Origin of the sequence: Sphingobacterium sp. DR205 (assembly GCF_011064245.1) — a bacterium.
GTDB lineage: Bacteria > Bacteroidota > Bacteroidia > Sphingobacteriales > Sphingobacteriaceae > Sphingobacterium > Sphingobacterium athyrii.
Map to the genome: position 1 here is coordinate 1,432,951 of NZ_CP049333.1, position 20,675 is coordinate 1,453,625.

Genomic DNA, 20,675 nt, shown 5'->3' on the forward strand with positions numbered 1-20,675 from the left:
TTATATTAAATCAAAATAATTAGCTGTTTTACTTGGATTGATTATAAATAATATTTATTTTTGAGCAGTTTAAAAGAGAAGGTAATAAAAATGTCAAAATTGGTTTGTCCATTAGCGCAGGTTGAAGAAGTATTTTCCACTACAGCTGGTACGGTTTATCAATGTAGCCGTAAAAATTGCTTCTGGTTGGAGTATAATAACGAAACGACATCTTTTTCGGTGTCAGACTTTTTGAAATTCAAAAAGCGTATGGATGCCATTGATGTAGAATACATGATCAATGATACCACACGTTCATCTGATTTTGAGATTGTTATGCCTTTTCGAACAGAGAGATGCTTCATTCTTGCCGTAGAGGATGTACTTCAGCTTCGCGAGCTGCTGGATGGCGCTAAGTTTATGATGGAATTAAATTCGGTTATCCGAACCTGTCTACAGGTATCGCCTTTTGCTGTCTTGGCATAAACAGATATTTTATATAAAATAACAGAAAAGCGGTGTGTCTAAACAAGAGATATACCGCTTTTTCTGTTATATGGTTTGCTTATTTAAATTAAAATTAAATAAGTATCCTTTTCTTGTCCTGCTTTATTTATTGAAAATCGACGTTTTTTTGGGTAATGGGGCTATCATTAATTAAATTTATGGGTTATTGAAAGTATCTATGAGCGGTATTTGTAATTGTATTGATTCTAAACAAGTTGCGGTTTGCCTGTCTAATTTAGACTGAATTTGTATTGCAGATTATTTATACAGATTTTCCAAATCCGATGTATCTTTGTAATGTAATCGGATGATAAGGTATATCACCTGATATTGTTTTAGAAATTAAACTTAAGGTAAATATGAAAGATTTATTGAAATTAAAATCTTCTTTGAAAGAAGAGATCGAAAATATACTAAATGCACAGATCAAAGTAGAAGCACACTCTTCGGCACTATATCTGGCGATGTCTTCATGGTGTGATGATCAAGGTTTAGAAAACGCTGCTGAGTTTTTTGCAAAGCAGTCTAACGAAGAGCGTGAGCACATGTTGAAACTTTTCAACTACATCAACAATCGTGGTGGACGTGCAATCTCTCCAGAGGTCACAGGTATCCCACAAGATTTTGAATCATTCCGTGGTGTATTTGAGCAGACTTTGGAGCAGGAAATGTTTGTAACAGAGCAATTTAATAATATTGCTGATAAATGTGCCAAAGCGAAGGATTATGTAACCTTCAACTTTGTACAATGGTTCCTTGAAGAGCAGGTAGAGGAGGAATTTGTTGCGCGACGTATCCTGGAATTATTTGATGTCATTGGTGAAGACGGTACAGGCCGTTGGGAAATTGACAAACATCTTGTGAAGGTTACCTTTGCCGGTGAGTAACAGATTATAAAAAATTAGTTGAAAGAACGAGTTGTTTTCCTAACAACTCGTTTTTTTTTATACAAAATCACAACTTTTTACGTTAATAGCTTAAGAATTCTTATATTGAATTGTATTATTGCAAAGTCTGTTTGATGAAACTAAGGGGCGGGGATATAATCCGGTTTATACTTTTGTTATCCATTATAAGCTTATTTTTTCTGCCTAAAAGCACTTTTGGTCAGGCGACAAAAAAAGAAGTTTATGGAATTGTTGTAGATACTGCCGGCAGTCCGCTGAAAGGTGTTAGTGTGCATTTGACGAGCTCGCGTGATACCTTATTTACGTCAACTTCAGCTACCGGCTATTTCCGCTTTGGACGGGTTCTGGGCAACGACATTCGCATAAGCTGTAGCCAGATAGGTTTGAGTATTCTCGAAAGAAGTTATCCACTATATAATAGCAGCACAGCCAAATTAGATGTGGGGAAATTGACCATGTTTCCACATGTATCCTTGCTCAAAGAAATCGTTATTCAAAAATACAAACCTATTGTTTATAAGCAAGATACCGTACAGTTTAATCTAGAGGCTTTTCAGTTCGATCGAAGGGCACTTTTAGAGGAGGCGCTCAAAGCCTTGCCCAACGTGCAAGTATCCAGAGACGGATCAGTCTATGCTTTTGGGAAAGCGATATCTTCGGTAAAAGTTGATGGTAAAAAATTCTTTGGTGGCGATGTGCTTACAGCTACACGGAACCTTCCGGCAGATTTCGTGAAGAGTGTGCAGGTCATTGACTTTTATGGCGATGAAGCCACGGCCAAAGGGATCAAAAGCGCGGAGTCCGAGAAAGTACTGAATATTGTTCTTAAGGAAGATAAGAAAAAAATCACCTTTGGGCAGGCGACATTGGGCGGGGGAACCGCGGAGCGCTATTTGGGAAGTATCGGGGTGAATAGATTTGATAATGGAAAGGAATATTCCATGGTGTCTTCGATGAATAATACGAATACCAATCTCTTTTCCTTCGGTTCTCCGAATGGAGGAGAGCGGGAACGGGAGATGGGCGAACTGGCGGATTTTGCTGATCCCACCGATGGTGTTAATAAGATAAGTTCTATTGGGGCAAGTTTTTCCAGTCCGCTTTCCAAAAAGGTGAACGCCAGTGGAAAATATTCTTTTACACAGCGTAATAATAATACGGTAGGAAATTCTTTTTTGCAGTCCATCTATGGCTCTGGAAAAGGAAGTAATACAGCAATCAGTAACTATGAGGATTACAAAATAAAGTCGGTTGACCGGACACACAAGATGGACTGGGACTTTGACATGAAGCTGTCGTCTAAAGATCAATTAAAGATCTCTCCAAAACTGTCCTGGACCAATTCCACAAGCCGAACATTAAAAGATCGGCGGATAAGAAACAATAGATTGAGCAGTACGGGTAAATATGAGGCCGCGAATAGTACAGAGAGCCCTGCAGCAGCCCTTGATCTGTTTTATGTACGTAGTTTTGATAAACCGGGCCGAAAAATACTTTATACTTTTCATTCAGACTTTAACTCCTTGGATAAAGATGAGGTATTACGTGATGATAATACAGCAATAGATAGTAGCCTGACTCCCCCTAAGGTCACAAATACTTATCTAAATCAAATGATCCGATCCAATAACGAAAGTAAAAATATCCAAAGCCGCTTGTCACTTGTTGAGCCTGTGGATCTGGGCGGTGTTTTGGAGATCAATTACGATTTTGATTACACAAGAATTGATGCCAGTCGTTCGACTATCGATAATACACTTCAATCTGAGATAGATTCGTTAAGTTTAAAATACGATTATTCTTTTGCTAATAATAAGGTCGGGATGGTCTACCGTCAGGATATAGGAAAAAATGTTAAGATAAATTTGGGTTTTGCGGTCCAGGCATCGGAATTAACCGGGGCTTTAACAAATGAAAATATACGAACTTCCTATCCGAATGTCAATCTTGTTCCTTCGGCAGGGCTAAAATGGAAGTTTACGAAAGATGAGGATCTTGCCATAGATTATTATGGACGAAATAATCAGCCTAGTTTTTATCAGATACAACCTGTAGTGGATAATACCAATACCCAGAATATTGTTATTGGGAATAAGGATCTGAAATCTGAATTTGCCCATAGCATAGTTTCAAAATATCGCAAATCCATGACGCGTAAAGGACAATATCTTGAAGCTAGTCTTGCTTATAACCTTGTCAATGATAAAATTGTGGCAAACCGCACGATCGAGCCTAATTCAACAGTGCAAAAAACAACGTACCGCAATACTGAAGGCTATTTTGATCTCAAAAGTTACTATCTTTTTACAGCTTCTTTGTTTTCGGATAACTTACAGATGAGCCTTAACGGGAATGCTGATTACTACAACAATATATCGTATGTCAATGATAAGAAAAGCTTTGGTGGACATTTTTTATTCACACAGGCGATTCAATTTCGCTATGCCTGGAACGATATTTTTGAGGCGGAGCTCAATGGTAATTATTCGCTGAATCGGGCGACATTTGATTGGCCCGTTCGCGATAATATTACGGCGCATTCGGGGATTGTGGGCTTGGGTTCAAAGGCGTATATGGGTAAGCATTTTACCATAGGACTGGAGTTGTCCCAAAAGTTTAATGCGGGGTATTCGAGTTCATGGAGCAATATCAATCCAACGATCATCAATGCCTATATGGAATATACTTTTGGACGTAATAATCTGGGTATGCTGCGGTTTCAGGGATTCGATTTGATGAATCAGAATACGGGAATCTCCCGTGCGGTTGTCGGTAACGATATATTGGATGTTCAAAATAATCGTCTAGCCCGGTATTTTATGCTCTCGCTCAATATTCGGTTGCAAAAATATCCAAAGAAATCCTAATAAAATACACAGACGAAGATGTCGGTATTCCAGGATAGGTGATATGGAAGTTAAACGATGGATAGGCCTATCGGATAATGGGAAGAAAAAATAAAGGTCTCTAGAAGAGAAAAAAAAATTGAATAAATAAGTATTCACAGATGAAAGCAGTAGTTATAACCGAGCCAGGAGCTCCAGAAGTATTGCAGGTCGAAGAGCTTGACCAGCCCCAGGTTGGGGATCTGGATGTGCTAATCGCGGTTAGGGCCGCAGGGGTGAACAGGCCGGACGTTTTCCAGCGGAAGGGAAACTACCCCGCTCCTGCAGGTGTCGATCCGCGAATTCCGGGACTCGAGGTGGCGGGTATTATTGTCGAAAAGGGGCGTCTGGTCGACCGTTGGAATATTGGTGATCCGGTATGTGCCTTGGTCGCTGGCGGCGGGTATGCTAGCTATGTTTCCGTCTATCAAGGCCATTGTCTTCCTATTCCGCCCAATCTGACTTTTGAAGAAGCTGCAGCACTTCCAGAAACTGTTTTCACGGTGTGGGATAATGTCTTTCGCCGGGGAAAACTGCAGGCTGGACAGCACTTTTTAGTCCATGGCGGAGCCGGCGGGATCGGAAGTACCGCGATTCAATTGGGAGCCCTATTCGGGGCGGTAGTCTATACGACCGTAAGTTCGGAAGAAAAAGGCCATTTTTGCCAATCCCTTGGTGCATCGAAAGTAATCAACTATAAAAGCGAGGACTTCCAGCTGGCATTGGCCGATCTGGGGGTTGATGTGATCTTGGATAGTATTGGCGGTGCTTATTTCGAAAAAAATATAGCTCTTCTGAACCCCGATGGGCATCTGGTTTATATCAATGCCATGCAAGGCGCAAAAGTGGAATTGAACTTGCTGAAATTGATGCAAAAGCGGATTACATTGACTGGAAGTACCCTTAGAGCAAGGGACCGTCAATTTAAAGAACTATTGCGTAATGAGATCTGGGCTAAGGTGTGGCCTAAGATTGTTTCCGGAGATTTTAAACCGGTCCTGTATCGTGTTCTTCCATTTGAAGAGGCCCCGGCGGCGCATCGTTTAATGGAAGATTCCGCCTTGCTGGGCAAAGTCGTCTTAACTTTTTGATTTTTGATAGTTGAGGGGTGTTGTGCCCGTGATATTCTTGAAATATTTGTGGAAACTTGAAAAGTTTTGAAATCCGGATTCGAAGCAGATTTGTTTGATTGTCTGCTTGTTTTCCATCAGGAGATTACATGCGGTCTTTACACGCATTTCAATGAGAAACTGAAAAAGTGTTTTCCCGAGCTGTGATTTAAAATAACGACAAAAAGAATTCGGAGTCATACCTGTCAATGAGGCTAGTTCCTGTAGACGGATTTGATCCCGATAATTTTCACCGATGTAATGCATGGCAATGCGCATACGGTCTGCATCCTGGTCCTGTGACTGAATCGTAAAGCTTGTGCTGGTTAATAGGTCATGTTGTTCTTCTGCAGCAATGGTCACAAGAAGCTGGAGCAGGTGAATAAGGCGGGCGGTGCCAACACTATCCAATATAGCATCAATATGCGCTATCGTTTCCTTCCGGCATGAACTGGAAAGTGCAATCCCCCGTTTCGAAATTCGCATCAAGTCTTTGATATTTTTGTTTTCCGGCAGGTTGGTGAATTCATGCCCCCAGAAGTTTTCCTTAAAATGCAGTACCCGTATATCTGCCGCCTGCGGACGATCATCCCGTAGGTAGATCTCATCAAACAACCAATAATGGGGAAGATTGGAGCCTACCAAAGTGATATCTCCGGATTCAAAACGTCGTACACTATCGCCAATAAATTGTGTACCAGACCCTTCAGCAAAATAAATCAGTTCGAGCTCTTCGTGATAGTGCCAAATATTGTGATATTGCGGCGTATCGTCTCTTCTGGCATTGAATGAATGGGTGAGGTCGTTGTCTAAATGCAGTAACTGTGCTTTCATGACTATGAAATATATGCATTAAAGTTACTCATTTCTGTTTGGATATGGTAATATAGCTTAATAAATTGATAATATACTTGAATATTGTCTAGGTTTTTTAGGCTTATTTTACATAAAATAACTACTTATAACCATTTGAATATATGACTAACAAAAAGAGTTACACATTTGCCTTGATTTTGGTGACCTCCTTGTTCTTCTTTTGGGGATTTATCCATAACCTTGATCCGATCTTGATTCCACATTTGCGGAATGCTTTTAGTTTATCGCATTTCCAGGCATCTCTGGTTGACTCAGCGGTATTTATCGCCTATTTTGTTATGGCGATTCCAGCGGGAATTATTATGAAGCGTTATGGTTATAAGGCAGGCATTCTGATCGGATTGCTATTTTTTGCTTTGGGCTGCTTTTTATTTGTTCCGGCAGCGAACACGATCAGTTATGTTTTCTTTTTGGGTGCGCTATTTGTTGTTGCCTGTGGCTTGACGATCTTAGAGACCGCTGCCAATCCCTATGTGGCGATACTGGGTGACCCTTCAACCTCGGCTCAAAGGTTAAATTTTGCGCAGTCATTCAATGGACTTGCAGCCTTCCTGGCACCTATATTCGGCGGGAAATTTATTTTGTCGCACGAACCCAAATCGCAGGAAGAACTTGCGCAAATGGCTGAACAAGCAAAAATGGCTTATATTCAGTCGGAAACTGCTTCCGTAAAAATGCCTTACCTTGTTTTGGGGGTCTTGATCTTATTGATCGCAGCTTTATTTTTCTTTACCAAATTACCGGATATCAAGGATGATGAGGAAGAGGGGAAAGCTGGCTTTTTTCACGCGTTAAAACACAAAAATGTAAGATGGGCTGTTATTGCACAGTTTTTTTATGTTGGTGCGCAGGTCTGTATTTTAAGCTTTCTGGTATTATATGCGACCGAAGTAGCGGGAATATCAGGTAAAGATGGGGCAGACTACGCTGGTTTTGCCGGACTGGCATTTATGTTGGGGCGATTTATCGGTACTTTCTTTATGCGTTTTGTGTCTGCGTCCAAGTTGTTGATCATCTACTCGTTTGTGACGATTGTGTTATCGCTGTTCGTTATTTTTGGAACGGGGGTACAAACATTATATGCCTTGATCGGAATCGCATTTTTTATGTCCATTATGTTCCCGACCATCTTTGCCTTTGGTGTACAAGGCATTGGCGCAGATACTAAATCTGCCTCCAGCTTAATCGTTATGTCTATTGTAGGCGGGGCCTTATTGCCGCCGCTTTTGGGTTTGATATCGGATAAAACAGGCCATTTTCAATACGGTTATTTTGTGCCTTTATTCTGTTTTATAGTGGTATTAGTCTTTGCCTTTCAAAATAGGAACGTGCGTATTGCCGAAACAGAAAATCTTAAATCACATTAATAAAGAGCAATGAAATCATCCTGATTTATTCAGAGCGAGTGAACCGAACGAAGTGAGTCATGAATACCTTAGCGTACGAATTTAATGCGTAAAAGAGTTCATGAATACAACTAAGGAAAATTATGAATGACGCTTAAAACATACACTCGATGAATAAATCTGATCGCTTCATCACGAAAAAAAACAAATATATACAGATGAAAAAATATGTCATGGCATTGGATCTTGTCAATGATCCACAATTGATCAAAGAGTACGAGGACTATCACCGTGCGGTGTGGCCAGAGATCAAGCAATCGATCTTGGATGCTGGCGTAACGCAGATGGAGATCTATCGTTTTGAGAATAGACTATTTATGAACATGGAAGTTGGTGCGGATTTTTCATTTGAAAAGAAAGCAGCTATGGATGCGGCCAATGAAAAGGTACAGGAGTGGGAGCAACTGATGTGGAAATATCAGGCTGCGATCCCGGGAGCCAAACCCGGTGAGAAATGGGTAATGATGAATAAAATATTTGAATTAGTTTAAATTATGGCCATACAGCGCTATTTACAGATCCATCCGATGGATAATGTCCTGGTTGCTTTACAGGACTTGGCCGAAGGAACGACAATTGTTTTCGAAGGCAGCGAGTTCACTTTGAAACAAGCCGTTGCGGCCAAACATAAGTTTACCATTCAACCAATGAAGCGAGATGCCGAAATATTGATGTACGGTGTTTTGGTCGGTAAACTGAATGCGGATTTAAGTGCCGGTGAATTGATTACAACGGAAAATTTACGTCACGCATCCGAAGATTTTAGAATGGGAGACCGCAAGACCGCTTGGATCAAACCGGATGTCACTGCATTTAAAGACAAAACATTCAATGGGTTTCACCGCTCGAATGGTACGGTGGGGACAGCGAACTATTGGTTGGTCATTCCATTGGTATTTTGCGAAAACCGGAATGTTCTGACGCTTAAAGCGGCTTTCGAAGAAAAACTGGGCTATAAAGTGAAAGCCAATAATTATATCGCCGAAGTAGAAGACTTAATAAATCTATACAAATCCGGAGCAGATGTGAACCAGATTCTCGGGCAGGACTTATTGGCCAATCCAGCTTCAAATGAACAAGAACGTTTATTTAAAAACGTTGATGGTATCAAGTTTCTGAATCATGAAATGGGCTGTGGTGGTACGCGTATGGATTCTGATGCTTTATGTGGTTTGCTTGCCGGTTATATAACCCATCCAAACGTTGCGGGAGCAACTGTATTGAGTTTAGGTTGTCAACATGCGCAAGCCTCCATTTTAAAGGCTGAAATCGAGAAAAGAAATCCGGGATTCGACCGGCCGTTATATATCTTTGAACAGCAAAAAGAGGGTACGGAGAAAGAACTGATGCAAAAGGCGATCAAAGCGACCTTTGCGGGTATGATGCAGGCGGATAAAAATGAGCGCAAGCCAGCCACATTGGACAAGCTATGTATAGGCTTGGAATGTGGTGGCTCAGATGGGTTCTCAGGTATTTCTGCCAATCCGGCGCTGGGTTTTGTTTCCGATATTCTGGTAACTTTGGGCGGTTCGGTCATTTTAGCTGAATTCCCGGAGCTATGTGGCGTGGAGCAGGAACTTAGTGACCGTTGTGTGGATGAACCTACTGCGGAGAAATTTATGAGTTTAATGCGGACTTATAACGCTAAGGCGGAGGCAGATGGTTCGGGCTTCTATATGAATCCATCTCCAGGCAATATCCGTGATGGCCTGATTACGGATGCGATCAAGTCTGCAGGAGCGGCAAAAAAAGGGGGGACCTCACCGGTAGCGGCCGTGATTGATTATCCCGAACTTGCTAATGGTGCAGGGCTAAACCTACTATGTACACCGGGTAATGATGTCGAGAGTACTACAGCAGAGGTTGCTGCGGGAGCTAATATTGTCCTATTTACGACAGGTTTGGGTACGCCGACTGGAAACCCGATTACACCTGTGGTAAAATTATCGACCAATACCAAAACTTTTGAAAAGATGCCGGATATCATAGATCTCAATTGTGGTACCATTATCGAAGGTACAGAGAGCATTGAACAGGCTGCGCATCGCATCCTTGATTATGTGATTGAAGTTGCTTCAGGTGAGATTAAACCTAAAGCAGTCTTGTTGGGGCAGGATGATTTTATTCCTTGGCGAAGGGGCGTTTCTCTGTAAATAACCAAAATCAAACATAATGAAATTAAAACATGTCATCTGCAGCCTGGCCTTGCTCATTGGATCCATTTCCTATGGCTATAGCCAGCAACATTACCAGCCAAGCCCTGAAAACCAAAAAAATAGGGAATGGTTTGAACAATCTCGATTCGGGGTCTTTATTCATTGGGGGGTATATAGCGTGTTGGGGGATGGCGAATGGGTCATGAACAATCAGAACATCAGCCTGGATGAGTATGCATTGCTGCCAAAATTTTTTAATCCCATTTCTTTTGATGCAAAACAATGGGCAAAATTATTTAAGCAATCGGGTGCCAAGTACATTACTTTCACAACCAGGCACCATGACGGCTTTTCGATGTGGGATAGTCAGACTTCGGATTATAATATTGTGAAAAAGTCACCGTTCAAGCGCGATATCGTGAAGGAACTTGTTAAAGCATGTCGTTCCGAGGGAATCAAAGTCATGTTTTACTATTCGCTACTGGATTGGCATCGGAATGATTATTTGCCAGCAGGTAAAACAGGTAGTGGCATTGCAGGGCGTGACTCCACAAAAGGCGATTGGAATCATTATGTGCAGTTTATGAAAAGCCAGTTGACCGAGCTCCTTACGCAATATGGGCAAATTGACGGAATCTGGTTTGATGGTCATTGGGACAAACCAAAGGAGGATTGGCATCTAAGCGAAATTTATGAATTGATCCACAGGTTACAGCCCCAATGTTTGGTGGGAAATAATCATCATCTGGCTCCTTTTGAAGGGGAAGACTTTCAGATGTTTGAACGTGACCTGCCGGGGGAGAATACCACCGGATTTGGAACAAGCGCACATGATGTCGGCAAATTGCCCAAAGAGGTATGCGGTACGATTGCTGGGTCTTGGGGTTTTGAACTGAAAGATAGGACACGTAAATCGTTCAGAGAGGTTTTGACTTACTTGGTTAAAGCGGCCGGACATGGCTCAAACCTGTTACTGAACGTGGGACCGATGCCGAATGGCGAGATTCAGGACTATCAACAAGATCGCTTAAAAGAGCTCGGAAAATGGTTGGCTGTATACGGTGTAACCATTTACGGAACCGAAGCAGGGGGAATAGCACCTACGGATGATTATGCATTGACGCGAAAAGGAAATCAAGTGTTTCTGCATGTCCTTAAACCGGGAAAAAAAGAATTAGTTATTGCAAAACTTCCTTATGAGGTGACTAAAGTAAAGACATTTATCGGAAATAAGGATATTAAATTCAGTAATATAGATCATAGTTTACGATTGGATTTGCCCACATCAAATGATGAGGTGGATCTAGTTTTAACACTAACAATTAAATAACAATGGGAAAATTAGAACAAAAAGTAGCTGTTATTACAGGCGGTGGTAGTGGAATTGGCCGTGCGATCAGTGTGCAATTTGCTAAGGAAGGAGCGAAAGTCCATATTTTGGATTTAAATGAGGAAGGTGGGCTTGCTGTAGTGGAAGAAATTTTGGCTCTAGGAGGACAGGCTGTGTTCAATCGTTGTAACGTAACCGATCAACAAGAAATTGGTACGATAGCTCAAAATATCGGAAAAATTGATATTTTAGTGAATAATGCTGGTATTGCTCACGTTGGCAATTTAGAAAACTGCAAATCCGAAGACTTTGAACGCATTTTTAATGTGAATGTGAAGGGCGCATACAATGCATTATATGCAATTGTACCAATCATGAAGGCGCAGGGGTCAGGGGCTATCCTTAATCTGGCTTCAATTGCGGCATGGGTTGGGATTACAGATCGTTTTGCCTATTCCATGAGTAAAGGTGCGATCTATGCGATGTCCATGTCTGTAGCACGTGATTATATGGCTTATGGCATCCGGTGCAACAGTATCTCGCCAGCCCGCGTACACACCCCTTTTGTGGATGGATTTATAGCGAAGAACTATCCCGGTAAAGAAGAGGAAATGTTTGAAAAGTTGTCTGCAAGCCAGCCGATAGGCCGTATGGCACAACCGGAAGAAATTGCTAAATTGGCACTTTTCCTTTGTAGTGATGATGCGGGTTTTATTACCGGTAATGATTATCCTATTGATGGTGGTTTTATTAAATTGAATAATTAAATATTAGATACTAGACAAATCTCAAATCTATAAAACTATGAAATTAATACGTTTTGGAGCCTTCGGCAAAGAGAAAATCGGAGTTCAGATTGACGGTGTAAATTACGATGTAAGTGCATTTGGTGGTGATTACAATGAGCAGTTCTTTGCAGAAGACGGCTTGGCTCGTTTGGAAGAATTCGTCAAGGCAAATGCAGGTAAGCTTATTGAAATACCTCAGGAAGAACGTATCGGAGCACCTTTTGCCCGTCCGTCCAAAATTGTCTGCATCGGATTGAACTATATGGATCATGCTAAGGAAACCAATGCCCCAATTCCTGCTGAACCTATTATTTTTATGAAATCCACGACTTCTTTAATAGGACCATACGACAATGTGATGATTCCTAAAGATTCTGTAAAGACAGACTGGGAAGTGGAGTTCTGTATTGTGATCGGTAAAAAAGCTTCTTATGTGGAGGAACATGAAGCGCTGGATTATGTGGCGGGTTATGTCTTGCACAATGATGTCTCTGAGCGCGAGTATCAGTTGGAACGTGGTGGTACCTGGGATAAAGGAAAAGGTTGTGATACCTTCGCTCCGATGGGCCCATTTATGGCCACCAAAGAAGAGATCAAGGATATTAATAATGTGCGCATCTGGTTGAAAGTGAACGGAAAAACCTATCAGGATGGAAATACCAAAGATTTAATTTTTTCGATTGCCCATGTTGTATCCTACGTCTCCAAATTTATGACGTTATTGCCGGGTGACGTGATTTCAACGGGAACACCAGCTGGTGTAGGCCTTGGTTTCAATCCTCCAATTTATTTAAAAGCAGGTGATGTGATCGAATTGGGAGCAGATGGCCTCGGCGAGTCGCGTCAGACAGTGGTTGCTTATTCCAAAAATTAATTTAGCTAACATTTTAGGTTTTATTATGCGTATAGATACCCATCAGCATTTTTGGCAATACGATCCCGTTAGAGACAGTTGGATTACCGACGAAATGCAGGTCATCCAACGGGATTTTACGCCCTTGGATATGCAGTTTGTTTTGGAGCGAAATGGATTCGCAGGTAGTGTGGCCGTTCAGGCCGATCAGTCTGACGCGGAGACAAACTACCTGGTGCAGCTATCCAAAAGTTACCCCTTTATCAAAGGTGTTGTCGGTTGGATCGACCTTCAGGCCGAAGACATTGAGCAACAGCTGACCAGCTATAAAGAATTACCGGTAATCAAGGGTTTCCGTCATGTCGTTGAGGGGGAGTTGGATCCAGATTTTTTGATTCGGCCCGCTGTATTGAACGGGTTGAAAGCGCTGGCCGCTTTTGGTTACACCTACGATTTATTGATCCGTCCACGTCATTACGCGGCTACATTGCAATGTGTACAGCAGAATCCAAACCTGCAGTTTGTGCTGGATCATATCGCCAAACCGCCCATTAAATCAAAAGAGTTTGATGAATGGGCCGCGTTTATCGATAAGCTTGCTGCCTTTCCAAATGTCGTATGTAAAGTGTCCGGACTGGCAACGGAAGCAGATTGGTCAGGATGGAAATTGGATGATTTTACACAATATCTCGAACATATTTTTCAACGTTTTGGAAAGGACCGCATTATGTATGGTTCAGACTGGCCGGTATGCCTTTTGGCAGCTTCCTATGAAGAAAGTATCGCAATTGTGGAGGATAAACTGGGCAGCTTTACAGCATCGGAAAAAAAGGCGTTTTGGGCTGAGAATGCTATACGTGTATATAATTTATAAGAAAGAAATCAGTATGCATGAAAGGGAAAGAATGCATACTGATTTTTTAAGACAGCCAAATAGCGGGAATAAATAACGCGAGGTTGTCGACATAGGTTTTAATCAATAACCAGTGAAACGAGTTTATGGATGCGGACAGGTTGGAGGCATCAATGAAACACACAATTCAATAAAATTAATATGGATCTTCATTTAAAAGATAAAGTTGTTATTGTTACGGGGGGCGCGAAAGGGATCGGACGTGCTGTCGTGCATGCTTTGGCTAGGGAGCAGGCTATTCCTGTCATTGTTGGACGTAAGCAGGCCGACAACGAGAAAGTCAGGGAAGAGGTGAAACAGTTTGGGATTGATGCTTTGTGTATCGAAGCTGAATTGTCCAAACCTGAAGATTGTGAAAAAGCAGTACAAAAGACACTGGAGGTCTATGGTCGTATCGATGGTTTGGTAAATAATGCAGGACAAAATGATGGGGTAGGCTTAGCTTCTGGTAATTACGAAAAATTTGTAGCCTCACTACATAAAAACCTGATTCATTATTATTTAATGGCGCATCACGCCCTCGACGCTCTCAAAGCATCTAAAGGTAGTATCGTCAATATTTCTTCCAAAACAGGAGAAACCGGACAGGGCAATACTTCGGCCTATGCCGCTTCCAATGGTGGACGAAATGCACTGACACGCGAATGGGCGGTAGAACTGTTGCCTTATTCCATCCGTGTAAATGCGATTATTGTTGCCGAATGCGCAACGCCACAATACGATACCTGGATACAAACTTTGTCAAATCCAGCGGAAACTTTGAAAAAGATCACAGATCGTATTCCTTTAGAACACCGTATGACAACAGCAGAAGAAATTGCGGATACCACCGTATTCTTACTGTCTGATAAGTCAAGCCATACGACGGGACAATTGATCCACGTTGATGGCGGTTATGTTCATTTAGATCGTTCGATTATCGCGGAGTAGCAACAAAAAAAGCTTGTTCATTTGAACAAGCTTTTTTTGTGGTGCCACCTGGGTTCGAACCAGGGACACAAGGATTTTCAGTCCTTTGCTCTACCAGCTGAGCTATGGCACCAGTTGACCTTTTATTTAAATCTGTGATCATCAGATTGAAGCGTGGTGCCACCTGGGTTCGAACCAGGGACACAAGGATTTTCAGTCCTTTGCTCTACCAGCTGAGCTATGGCACCGCTTTTTTGCTATGGGTTTGTTCCCCTATTGCGATGCAAATATAGTGTGATAATTTGAATTCTAAAATTTTTATGTGGATTATTTTTCCTCTTTTTTCGAAAGTGTTGATTTTGATTGAGATAAAATTACAAGAAACTAACATAGAGAAAAAGGAATAAGCTGTATCTTTGCATTTCAATAAATAGCGATGAGTAAAAGAGGAAGAGTTTTAGTTGCAATGAGTGGAGGGGTCGATAGCTCCGTTGCTTCTGTCATGCTCCACGAACAAGGATATGAGGTCATAGGTATTACGATGAAGACTTGGGATTATGCGTCCGCGGGTGGTTCATCTAAGGAGACGGGATGTTGTAGCCTCGACAGTATCAACGACGCTCGTACATTAGCCGTAAACTATGGTTTCCCTCATTATATATTAGATATACGCGATGAGTTTGGAGACTTTGTAATTGATAATTTTGTAGAGGAATATATTGCTGGGCGTACACCCAATCCTTGTGTTCTTTGTAATACCCACATTAAATGGGAAGCTTTGATGAAACGTGCCGATAAACTGGATTGTGAATTTATCGCTACGGGCCACTATGCCAATATCCGTATGCACGATAATGGCCGTTATGTGATATCAAAGGGTAAGGATGAAAATAAGGATCAATCCTACGTCCTATGGGGCGTATCGCAGGAAAACCTAGCGCGTACACAGTTCCCATTGGGCTCCTTCACGAAAAAGGAAATCCGTCAGATGGCGCTGGATATGGGCCAGAAAGAGCTCGCCAATAAATCGGAAAGCTACGAGATCTGCTTTGTGCCGGATAACGACTACCGCGCGTTTCTGAGACATAAAGTGCCTACATTGGATCAACAGATCGGTCCGGGCAATTTTATCCTTTCAGACGGAACAGTTGTTGGTAAGCATATTGGCTACCCTTATTTTACCATCGGTCAACGTAAAGGTTTGGGCATTGCTTTGGGTAAACCCATGTTTGTGATCGAAATTCTTCCTGAAAGTAATACCGTGGTATTGGGAGAGGAGCATGAACTTGAAAAGTCACACGCTTACGTCCGGAATGTAAACTTCGTGAAATATGCAGGTCTTGACCAACCGATGGAAGCTATTTCGAAAGTACGTTATAAAGACTCCGGTGCTTTGTCGACAATCTCACAAGAGGGCGATAAAGTACGTATAGATTTTGTGCATAATGTAAAAGGTATCGCGCCCGGACAGTCGGCTGTATTCTACGAAGGAAATGATCTCTTAGGCGGTGGTTTCTTAATGAAATAGTAAAAACTGATCCAAAATTCAGCATAAGAATTCTAATCCCTATACTGTAGCTACAGTATAGGGATTTTTTTGTCCTTAAGAATTTCTGAGATTGTGAGCGGCTATGATGCCTGCCGGATTTAAGTCAATTGAATTAAGAAGAAAGGCATAGCTATCTCTTTTGTCGAGATAGAGGGTCGAGAGCGATACTAAAATGATGTTGTAATCTTTATCAGGCGAATCGAAAGTGAGTGTATGTTTCGTGTTTCAATCCTTTTGTATAGAAAATATTTACAATTTATTTTTATATAATAATTTTATTAGTACATTTGTATAGATAATATATTAATAAGGCTCGACAGTGGTTTACTAATCGAGCGTGATTGTCCCCAAAATTGGACTTACTGGGCGTGTTATTATACGATCATGGTAACGAGGATGATGCTAAAGTGCATTTGAAGGTTTTAATGGAGCCAGCAACCAATTAAAGACTAAACAACAACCATATAAAAAAGACTTTAGAAACGGATACTGTTTGGTATCTACAGCCACCGCTTTGTCTAAACTAAACGTAAGGCTTTAGTCTTGTAATTATCTTAAGATTTTGATTATAAATTTAATATGAATTATTATGAATACAGATTTTAATTTTATTCCTGAGTCTTTTGAGGACGAAGAAGATAAAATGGACTATTTGTTTGGCCATTTGCGGTGGTTATATGGGCAGCATAGCCTAGTTGAATGGAAAAAAAAGATTGAAGAATTAGTCCAAGTAATATCCAATAATTATTGTGAGGCTCATTTAGTTGAAAAAGACTTTTCACCGTTCGTCTCCGAGATTAAAAAGATTATTGAAGAAGCATGGTGTGTGTTGCAAAAAAGCAATAGAATGGAGTTCAAGCATGAGTATCTTGGGATAGAATGGAAACCGAACCCTTATGCCTTAAAAAAGAAAAATATATCAGAACATCATCAATATCGTACTTCTTTCAAAAGGCAGTTTCAAAATAAAATAACACTGATAAATGAATACGAATGCCGGGATTTCTTTCTGGTGTTCGATGATTTTTTCAACCAACTGGATGTGATAAATTGGTTGAAGTTAATGGATAAATGGGCGGAATTTTCCTTGGGGGGAAAGGGGCTTATAAGTGAATGTTACGATTATACTCCACACCAAACATCTCATCATCTGCAACGCTTATTTGAGGCTTGTTATTTAATGGATGATTTTGTGTTTTGTCCAGGGTTTTATCCTCCAAACTCTCAGTTGTTTCACATTGACTATATGATGTTAAATTGTTATTCTGAAACGTATGACGGTTATAATCCGTTTCTTCTATTGGCATATTTGTTTACAGGATATGAACTTTCGGAATTAAAAAATAGTTTTTCATATTGGATGTATTGTGCTAAAAACCAAACAGAAATCTATAGTAAGGATGAGCCTGGAACGCTTTTAGGCTTGTATAAAAGTATCGGCGAACTTCTTGAGATTGGTTGGCTCATTCTTCATACCCTAGATATGCCGGAACATTGGCTTGATCCGGCTCGGATGGATTCGGATTTTGATATAACGAAAGTGAATATCAAGGAGGAAGTATTGACGTTTTTGAGCAGAGAAGAACAACGTAATCTTAGAAAATCACTTCATAATTTCTACAAAGCTAATAGTTGGTTTCATTATCAACGAATGACATTGGAAGATGCTTTGTATTACGCGCTTCAAACTAAGCATCAATATTACAATATTGAGCATTTTGAAAAGCTCGAATCTAATATAAACAAACTTATGGAGATCCTATATGCATTGAATAGAGAGTTTATGAATAGCAAACTAGTGGAGGAAAAATAATTGTTTAACAATGCTATTTGCAAACCCGACACCTGATCTATATCTGGAATATGGAGAAGTGGCCTAGGCTGTATCCATAGGTTTTTTTGATCCTGATTTTGTTAGTGTAGATATAATAAGCTTCTTTGGTGATGTTATTGCTCAGATAAAAAGCAATAATCGCCCATAATTGCTTTTTATTTGAGCAATTTTTAACTAAATTTGCTTTTATTTTGAGCAATTATGGAAGAGCTGTTGTTAGAGTTTCAAGCTAGGATGCTTGGTGTTCCGGTAGAAATACAACGTTATCTATTACAAGAAATTGATTTGAAGAATCGATTGGTAGCTATAAAGGGGGCAAGAGGTTCGGGAAAAACTACTTTACTGTTGCAGTTGGCCAGGCTGTATATGCCCTTGCAATCTACACTGTATATCAGCCTGGATCATATTTATTTTTTTGATAACAAACTTTATTCGCTAGCCAAAGAATTTGTTCAATATGGCGGTACTCATTTATTGCTGGATGAAGTACATAAATACCCCAATTGGTCTAGGGAGATAAAGTTGATCTATGACAACTTTCCAGATCTAAATGTAATTTTTACTTCATCATCCATGCTCGAGATATATAAGTCAGAATCAGATTTGAGCAGGAGAGCTGTAACATATTCTTTGAAAGAGCTTTCATTTCGAGAATTTCTAATGTTTGAAACAGGTAAAATATTCTCGGCATATTCGTTGACAGATATTATCGAAAATCATGAGAAACTAACTGCCAATATTTTAAAAGAGATAAAGCCACTGCCGCTATTTGAAAATTATCTTAAATATGGAGCTTATCCATATTATAAAGAAAATGAAAAAGCGTATTATCAGAAATTGCAAAATACAATCAACCTAATCATAGAGATAGATATCAATGCGGTAGAAGATTTAAATTATGAGACGCTTACTAAATTAAAAAAACTCCTTATTAGTATAGCAACAAGCGCCCCGTTTACTCCAAATATTACGAAGCTGAGCGAAATTGTGGGAGTATCTCGTAATATTTTAGTTCATGGTATCAAAATACTGGGCCGTGCAGGACTTGTTAATGAGCTGTATAAAGATAATTCAGGAATCGGGGTATTAACTAAACCCGAAAAACTATATCTTAATAATAGTAATCTTATGTATGCACTAGCGAAAGAAAATACAAATGTGGGTAATGTGCGGGAAACATTTTTCTTAAATCAGTTTATGGGGTTGCATGAGATCAATTTTTCTCCTGTAGCTGATTTTTTAGTTGATAAACGGTATACTTTCGAAGTCGGAGGGAAAAACAAAACGAAAAAGCAGATCGCAGGTGTCTCGGATGCCTATCTTGCCAAAGATGGAATAGAAATTGGTTTTGGTAATGTGATACCTGTCTGGCTTTTTGGCTTTATGTACTGATTTTTCCGAGGCATACGTTAAAGGAGCTTTAGCTTAAGCGAAATATACATAAGTGGATCTATAAATATACGAGCTATAATAAGAAGTCTGGAATCCTGTCCTTTACTGCTTCACATCTTTTGGGAACTGTATTGAAATGAAAAGATAAAAGGGTGCATTTTTAGTTTGAATATTACTAATAATTTTAGTAATTTTAAATTATGAATCCGTCAGAATATTTTAAGGGCAGGGGGGCACAGATCAATCCCAATAACAAATTTTTTTCTAACCAGTATGTGCAGGAGCACATTGAAGGGTTGGATGAGGAATTTCTTGGGGCCGAAAAAACACAGTTTATTCCGACGCATCCGAAGTCCATTATCTCCAAATCCAATAGTCCGGACCTGCGCTTTGAAAGGTCTATAAATCCCTATCAGGGCTGCGAGCATGGTTGTATTTACTGCTATGCCCGCAATTCGCATGAATACTGGGGCTTTAGTGCGGGACTGGATTTTGAACGCAAAATCCTGGTCAAGCATAATGCGGCGCAGCTCCTGGAACATGAGTTTCGCAAGTCGAGCTATCAGCCTGATTTGATTATGTTATCCGGCAATACGGATTGCTACCAACCTATTGAGAGAAAATTGGGGATCACACGTTCGCTTTTAGAATTGATGCTTAAATACAGAAATCCCGTTTCCATTATCAGCAAGAATGTATTGATGCGAAGAGATTTTGATCTCTTGCGCGAACTTGCAGCACTGAATCTGGTATCCGTTGCAGTGACCATTAATTCGCTACGTGAAGAGGTACGGCAGAAGATGGAACCCAGGACCGCTACAGCGTCAGCGCGGTTAAAACTAATCGAGGGATTGAAGGGAATAGGTGTACCCGTAATGCTGATGATGGCACCTATCGTCCCGGGAATCAATAGCGATGAGATTTCAGATTTGATCCGTTCGGGAGCAGATGCAGGAGCAATTACAGCGTCTTATACCATCGTAAGGCTTAACGGACAGATCGGTGGCATCTTTAAAGATTGGTTGTATCAAAATTATCCGGATCGTGCTGAAAAGGTATTGCATTGGATCGAGGCTTGTCATGGTGGAAAGATTAATGACACTGATTTCGGACGACGGATAAAAGGGGATGGCAATATGGCCGAGAGCCTGCAGCATCTGTTTAAATTGTCGGTCAAAAAATATATGGGGAATGGCACCTTGCCTTCCTTGCGAAAAGATCTTTTCCGCTTACCGGATGCAGGTACGCAATTAGGATTGTTTTAATTGTTCTTTTCAAATT

Annotated in this window: 17 protein-coding genes and 2 tRNA genes; 16 read left to right on the forward strand and 3 right to left on the reverse strand. The window is 40.6% G+C overall.

The annotated features are described in order from the left end of the window. Positions 1 to 90 precede the first annotated feature (90 nt). The 4 genes from G6053_RS06065 (at position 91) to G6053_RS06080 (ending at position 5,370) form a co-directional block, all read left to right on the forward strand. A complete protein-coding gene (locus G6053_RS06065; RefSeq protein ID WP_165305797.1) occupies positions 91 to 465 on the forward strand; it encodes a DUF6686 family protein in 375 nt (124 codons plus the stop codon). Positions 466 to 845: 380 nt separating this feature from the next. Further along, on the forward strand, positions 846 to 1,373 hold the full coding sequence (locus G6053_RS06070; RefSeq protein WP_165305798.1) for a ferritin: 528 nt from the start codon (positions 846 to 848) through the stop codon (positions 1,371 to 1,373). A gap of 134 nt (positions 1,374 to 1,507) precedes the next feature. Continuing rightward, positions 1,508 to 4,261: a TonB-dependent receptor gene (locus G6053_RS06075; RefSeq protein WP_165305799.1), complete on the forward strand. Its 2,754-nt coding sequence runs from the start codon at positions 1,508 to 1,510 to the stop codon at positions 4,259 to 4,261. A gap of 140 nt (positions 4,262 to 4,401) precedes the next feature. Further along, positions 4,402 to 5,370 carry an NAD(P)H-quinone oxidoreductase gene (locus G6053_RS06080; RefSeq protein WP_165305800.1) on the forward strand — a complete coding sequence of 323 codons (969 nt, stop codon included), beginning with the start codon at positions 4,402 to 4,404 and terminating at the stop codon, positions 5,368 to 5,370. On the opposite strand, the gene G6053_RS06085 is transcribed toward G6053_RS06080, so the two are convergent. Next, positions 5,359 to 6,222: an AraC family transcriptional regulator gene (locus G6053_RS06085; protein WP_165305801.1), complete on the reverse strand. Its 864-nt coding sequence runs from the start codon at positions 6,220 to 6,222 to the stop codon at positions 5,359 to 5,361. The two genes, G6053_RS06080 and G6053_RS06085, sit on opposite strands and share 12 nt — an antisense overlap. A gap of 143 nt (positions 6,223 to 6,365) precedes the next feature. On the opposite strand from G6053_RS06085, the gene fucP reads away from it, so the two are divergent. The 8 genes from fucP (at position 6,366) to G6053_RS06125 (ending at position 14,640) form a co-directional block, all read left to right on the forward strand. Further along, positions 6,366 to 7,631 (forward strand): L-fucose:H+ symporter permease, encoded by a 1,266-nt coding sequence (gene fucP, locus G6053_RS06090; protein ID WP_165305802.1) that lies wholly within the window; start codon positions 6,366 to 6,368, stop codon positions 7,629 to 7,631. A gap of 197 nt (positions 7,632 to 7,828) precedes the next feature. After that, on the forward strand, positions 7,829 to 8,161 hold the full coding sequence (locus G6053_RS06095; protein WP_108637065.1) for an L-rhamnose mutarotase: 333 nt from the start codon (positions 7,829 to 7,831) through the stop codon (positions 8,159 to 8,161). A 3-nt stretch (positions 8,162 to 8,164) separates the two neighbouring features. Continuing rightward, entirely contained in the window at positions 8,165 to 9,823 is a 1,659-nt protein-coding gene (locus tag G6053_RS06100; RefSeq protein WP_165305803.1) for an altronate dehydratase family protein, read from the forward strand. Between the two features lie 19 nt (positions 9,824 to 9,842). Continuing rightward, positions 9,843 to 11,156: an alpha-L-fucosidase gene (locus tag G6053_RS06105; protein WP_165305804.1), complete on the forward strand. Its 1,314-nt coding sequence runs from the start codon at positions 9,843 to 9,845 to the stop codon at positions 11,154 to 11,156. A gap of 2 nt (positions 11,157 to 11,158) precedes the next feature. After that, on the forward strand, positions 11,159 to 11,923 hold the full coding sequence (locus G6053_RS06110) for a glucose 1-dehydrogenase (protein ID WP_165305805.1): 765 nt from the start codon (positions 11,159 to 11,161) through the stop codon (positions 11,921 to 11,923). A gap of 37 nt (positions 11,924 to 11,960) precedes the next feature. Continuing rightward, on the forward strand, positions 11,961 to 12,818 hold the full coding sequence (locus tag G6053_RS06115; protein ID WP_104383188.1) for a fumarylacetoacetate hydrolase family protein: 858 nt from the start codon (positions 11,961 to 11,963) through the stop codon (positions 12,816 to 12,818). Between the two features lie 25 nt (positions 12,819 to 12,843). Beyond that, the gene (locus tag G6053_RS06120) at positions 12,844 to 13,671 is read left to right on the forward strand and encodes an amidohydrolase family protein (RefSeq protein WP_165305806.1); all 828 of its coding nucleotides are present in this window, start codon (positions 12,844 to 12,846) and stop codon (positions 13,669 to 13,671) included. A gap of 180 nt (positions 13,672 to 13,851) precedes the next feature. Continuing rightward, on the forward strand, positions 13,852 to 14,640 hold the full coding sequence (locus G6053_RS06125) for an SDR family oxidoreductase (protein ID WP_108637060.1): 789 nt from the start codon (positions 13,852 to 13,854) through the stop codon (positions 14,638 to 14,640). Between the two features lie 39 nt (positions 14,641 to 14,679). Here the strand turns inward: G6053_RS06125 and G6053_RS06130 are convergent. Both G6053_RS06130 and G6053_RS06135 read right to left on the reverse strand, forming a co-directional pair. Continuing rightward, positions 14,680 to 14,752: transfer RNA gene (locus G6053_RS06130), tRNA-Phe, on the reverse strand. A gap of 42 nt (positions 14,753 to 14,794) precedes the next feature. Continuing rightward, positions 14,795 to 14,867: transfer RNA gene (locus tag G6053_RS06135), tRNA-Phe, on the reverse strand. 188 nt (positions 14,868 to 15,055) lie between these two features. On the opposite strand from G6053_RS06135, the gene mnmA reads away from it, so the two are divergent. The 4 genes from mnmA to G6053_RS06155 all read left to right on the forward strand — a co-directional run bounded on the left by mnmA (position 15,056) and on the right by G6053_RS06155 (position 20,659). Beyond that, positions 15,056 to 16,147 carry a tRNA 2-thiouridine(34) synthase MnmA gene (mnmA, locus tag G6053_RS06140; protein ID WP_046672147.1) on the forward strand — a complete coding sequence of 364 codons (1,092 nt, stop codon included), beginning with the start codon at positions 15,056 to 15,058 and terminating at the stop codon, positions 16,145 to 16,147. A 610-nt stretch (positions 16,148 to 16,757) separates the two neighbouring features. After that, positions 16,758 to 17,981 carry a hypothetical protein gene (locus tag G6053_RS06145; RefSeq protein ID WP_165305807.1) on the forward strand — a complete coding sequence of 408 codons (1,224 nt, stop codon included), beginning with the start codon at positions 16,758 to 16,760 and terminating at the stop codon, positions 17,979 to 17,981. Positions 17,982 to 18,203: 222 nt separating this feature from the next. Next, the gene (locus tag G6053_RS06150; RefSeq protein WP_165305808.1) at positions 18,204 to 19,394 is read left to right on the forward strand and encodes an AAA family ATPase; all 1,191 of its coding nucleotides are present in this window, start codon (positions 18,204 to 18,206) and stop codon (positions 19,392 to 19,394) included. Positions 19,395 to 19,594: 200 nt separating this feature from the next. After that, a complete protein-coding gene (locus G6053_RS06155) occupies positions 19,595 to 20,659 on the forward strand; it encodes a PA0069 family radical SAM protein (RefSeq protein WP_165305809.1) in 1,065 nt (354 codons plus the stop codon). Positions 20,660 to 20,675 lie beyond the last annotated feature (16 nt).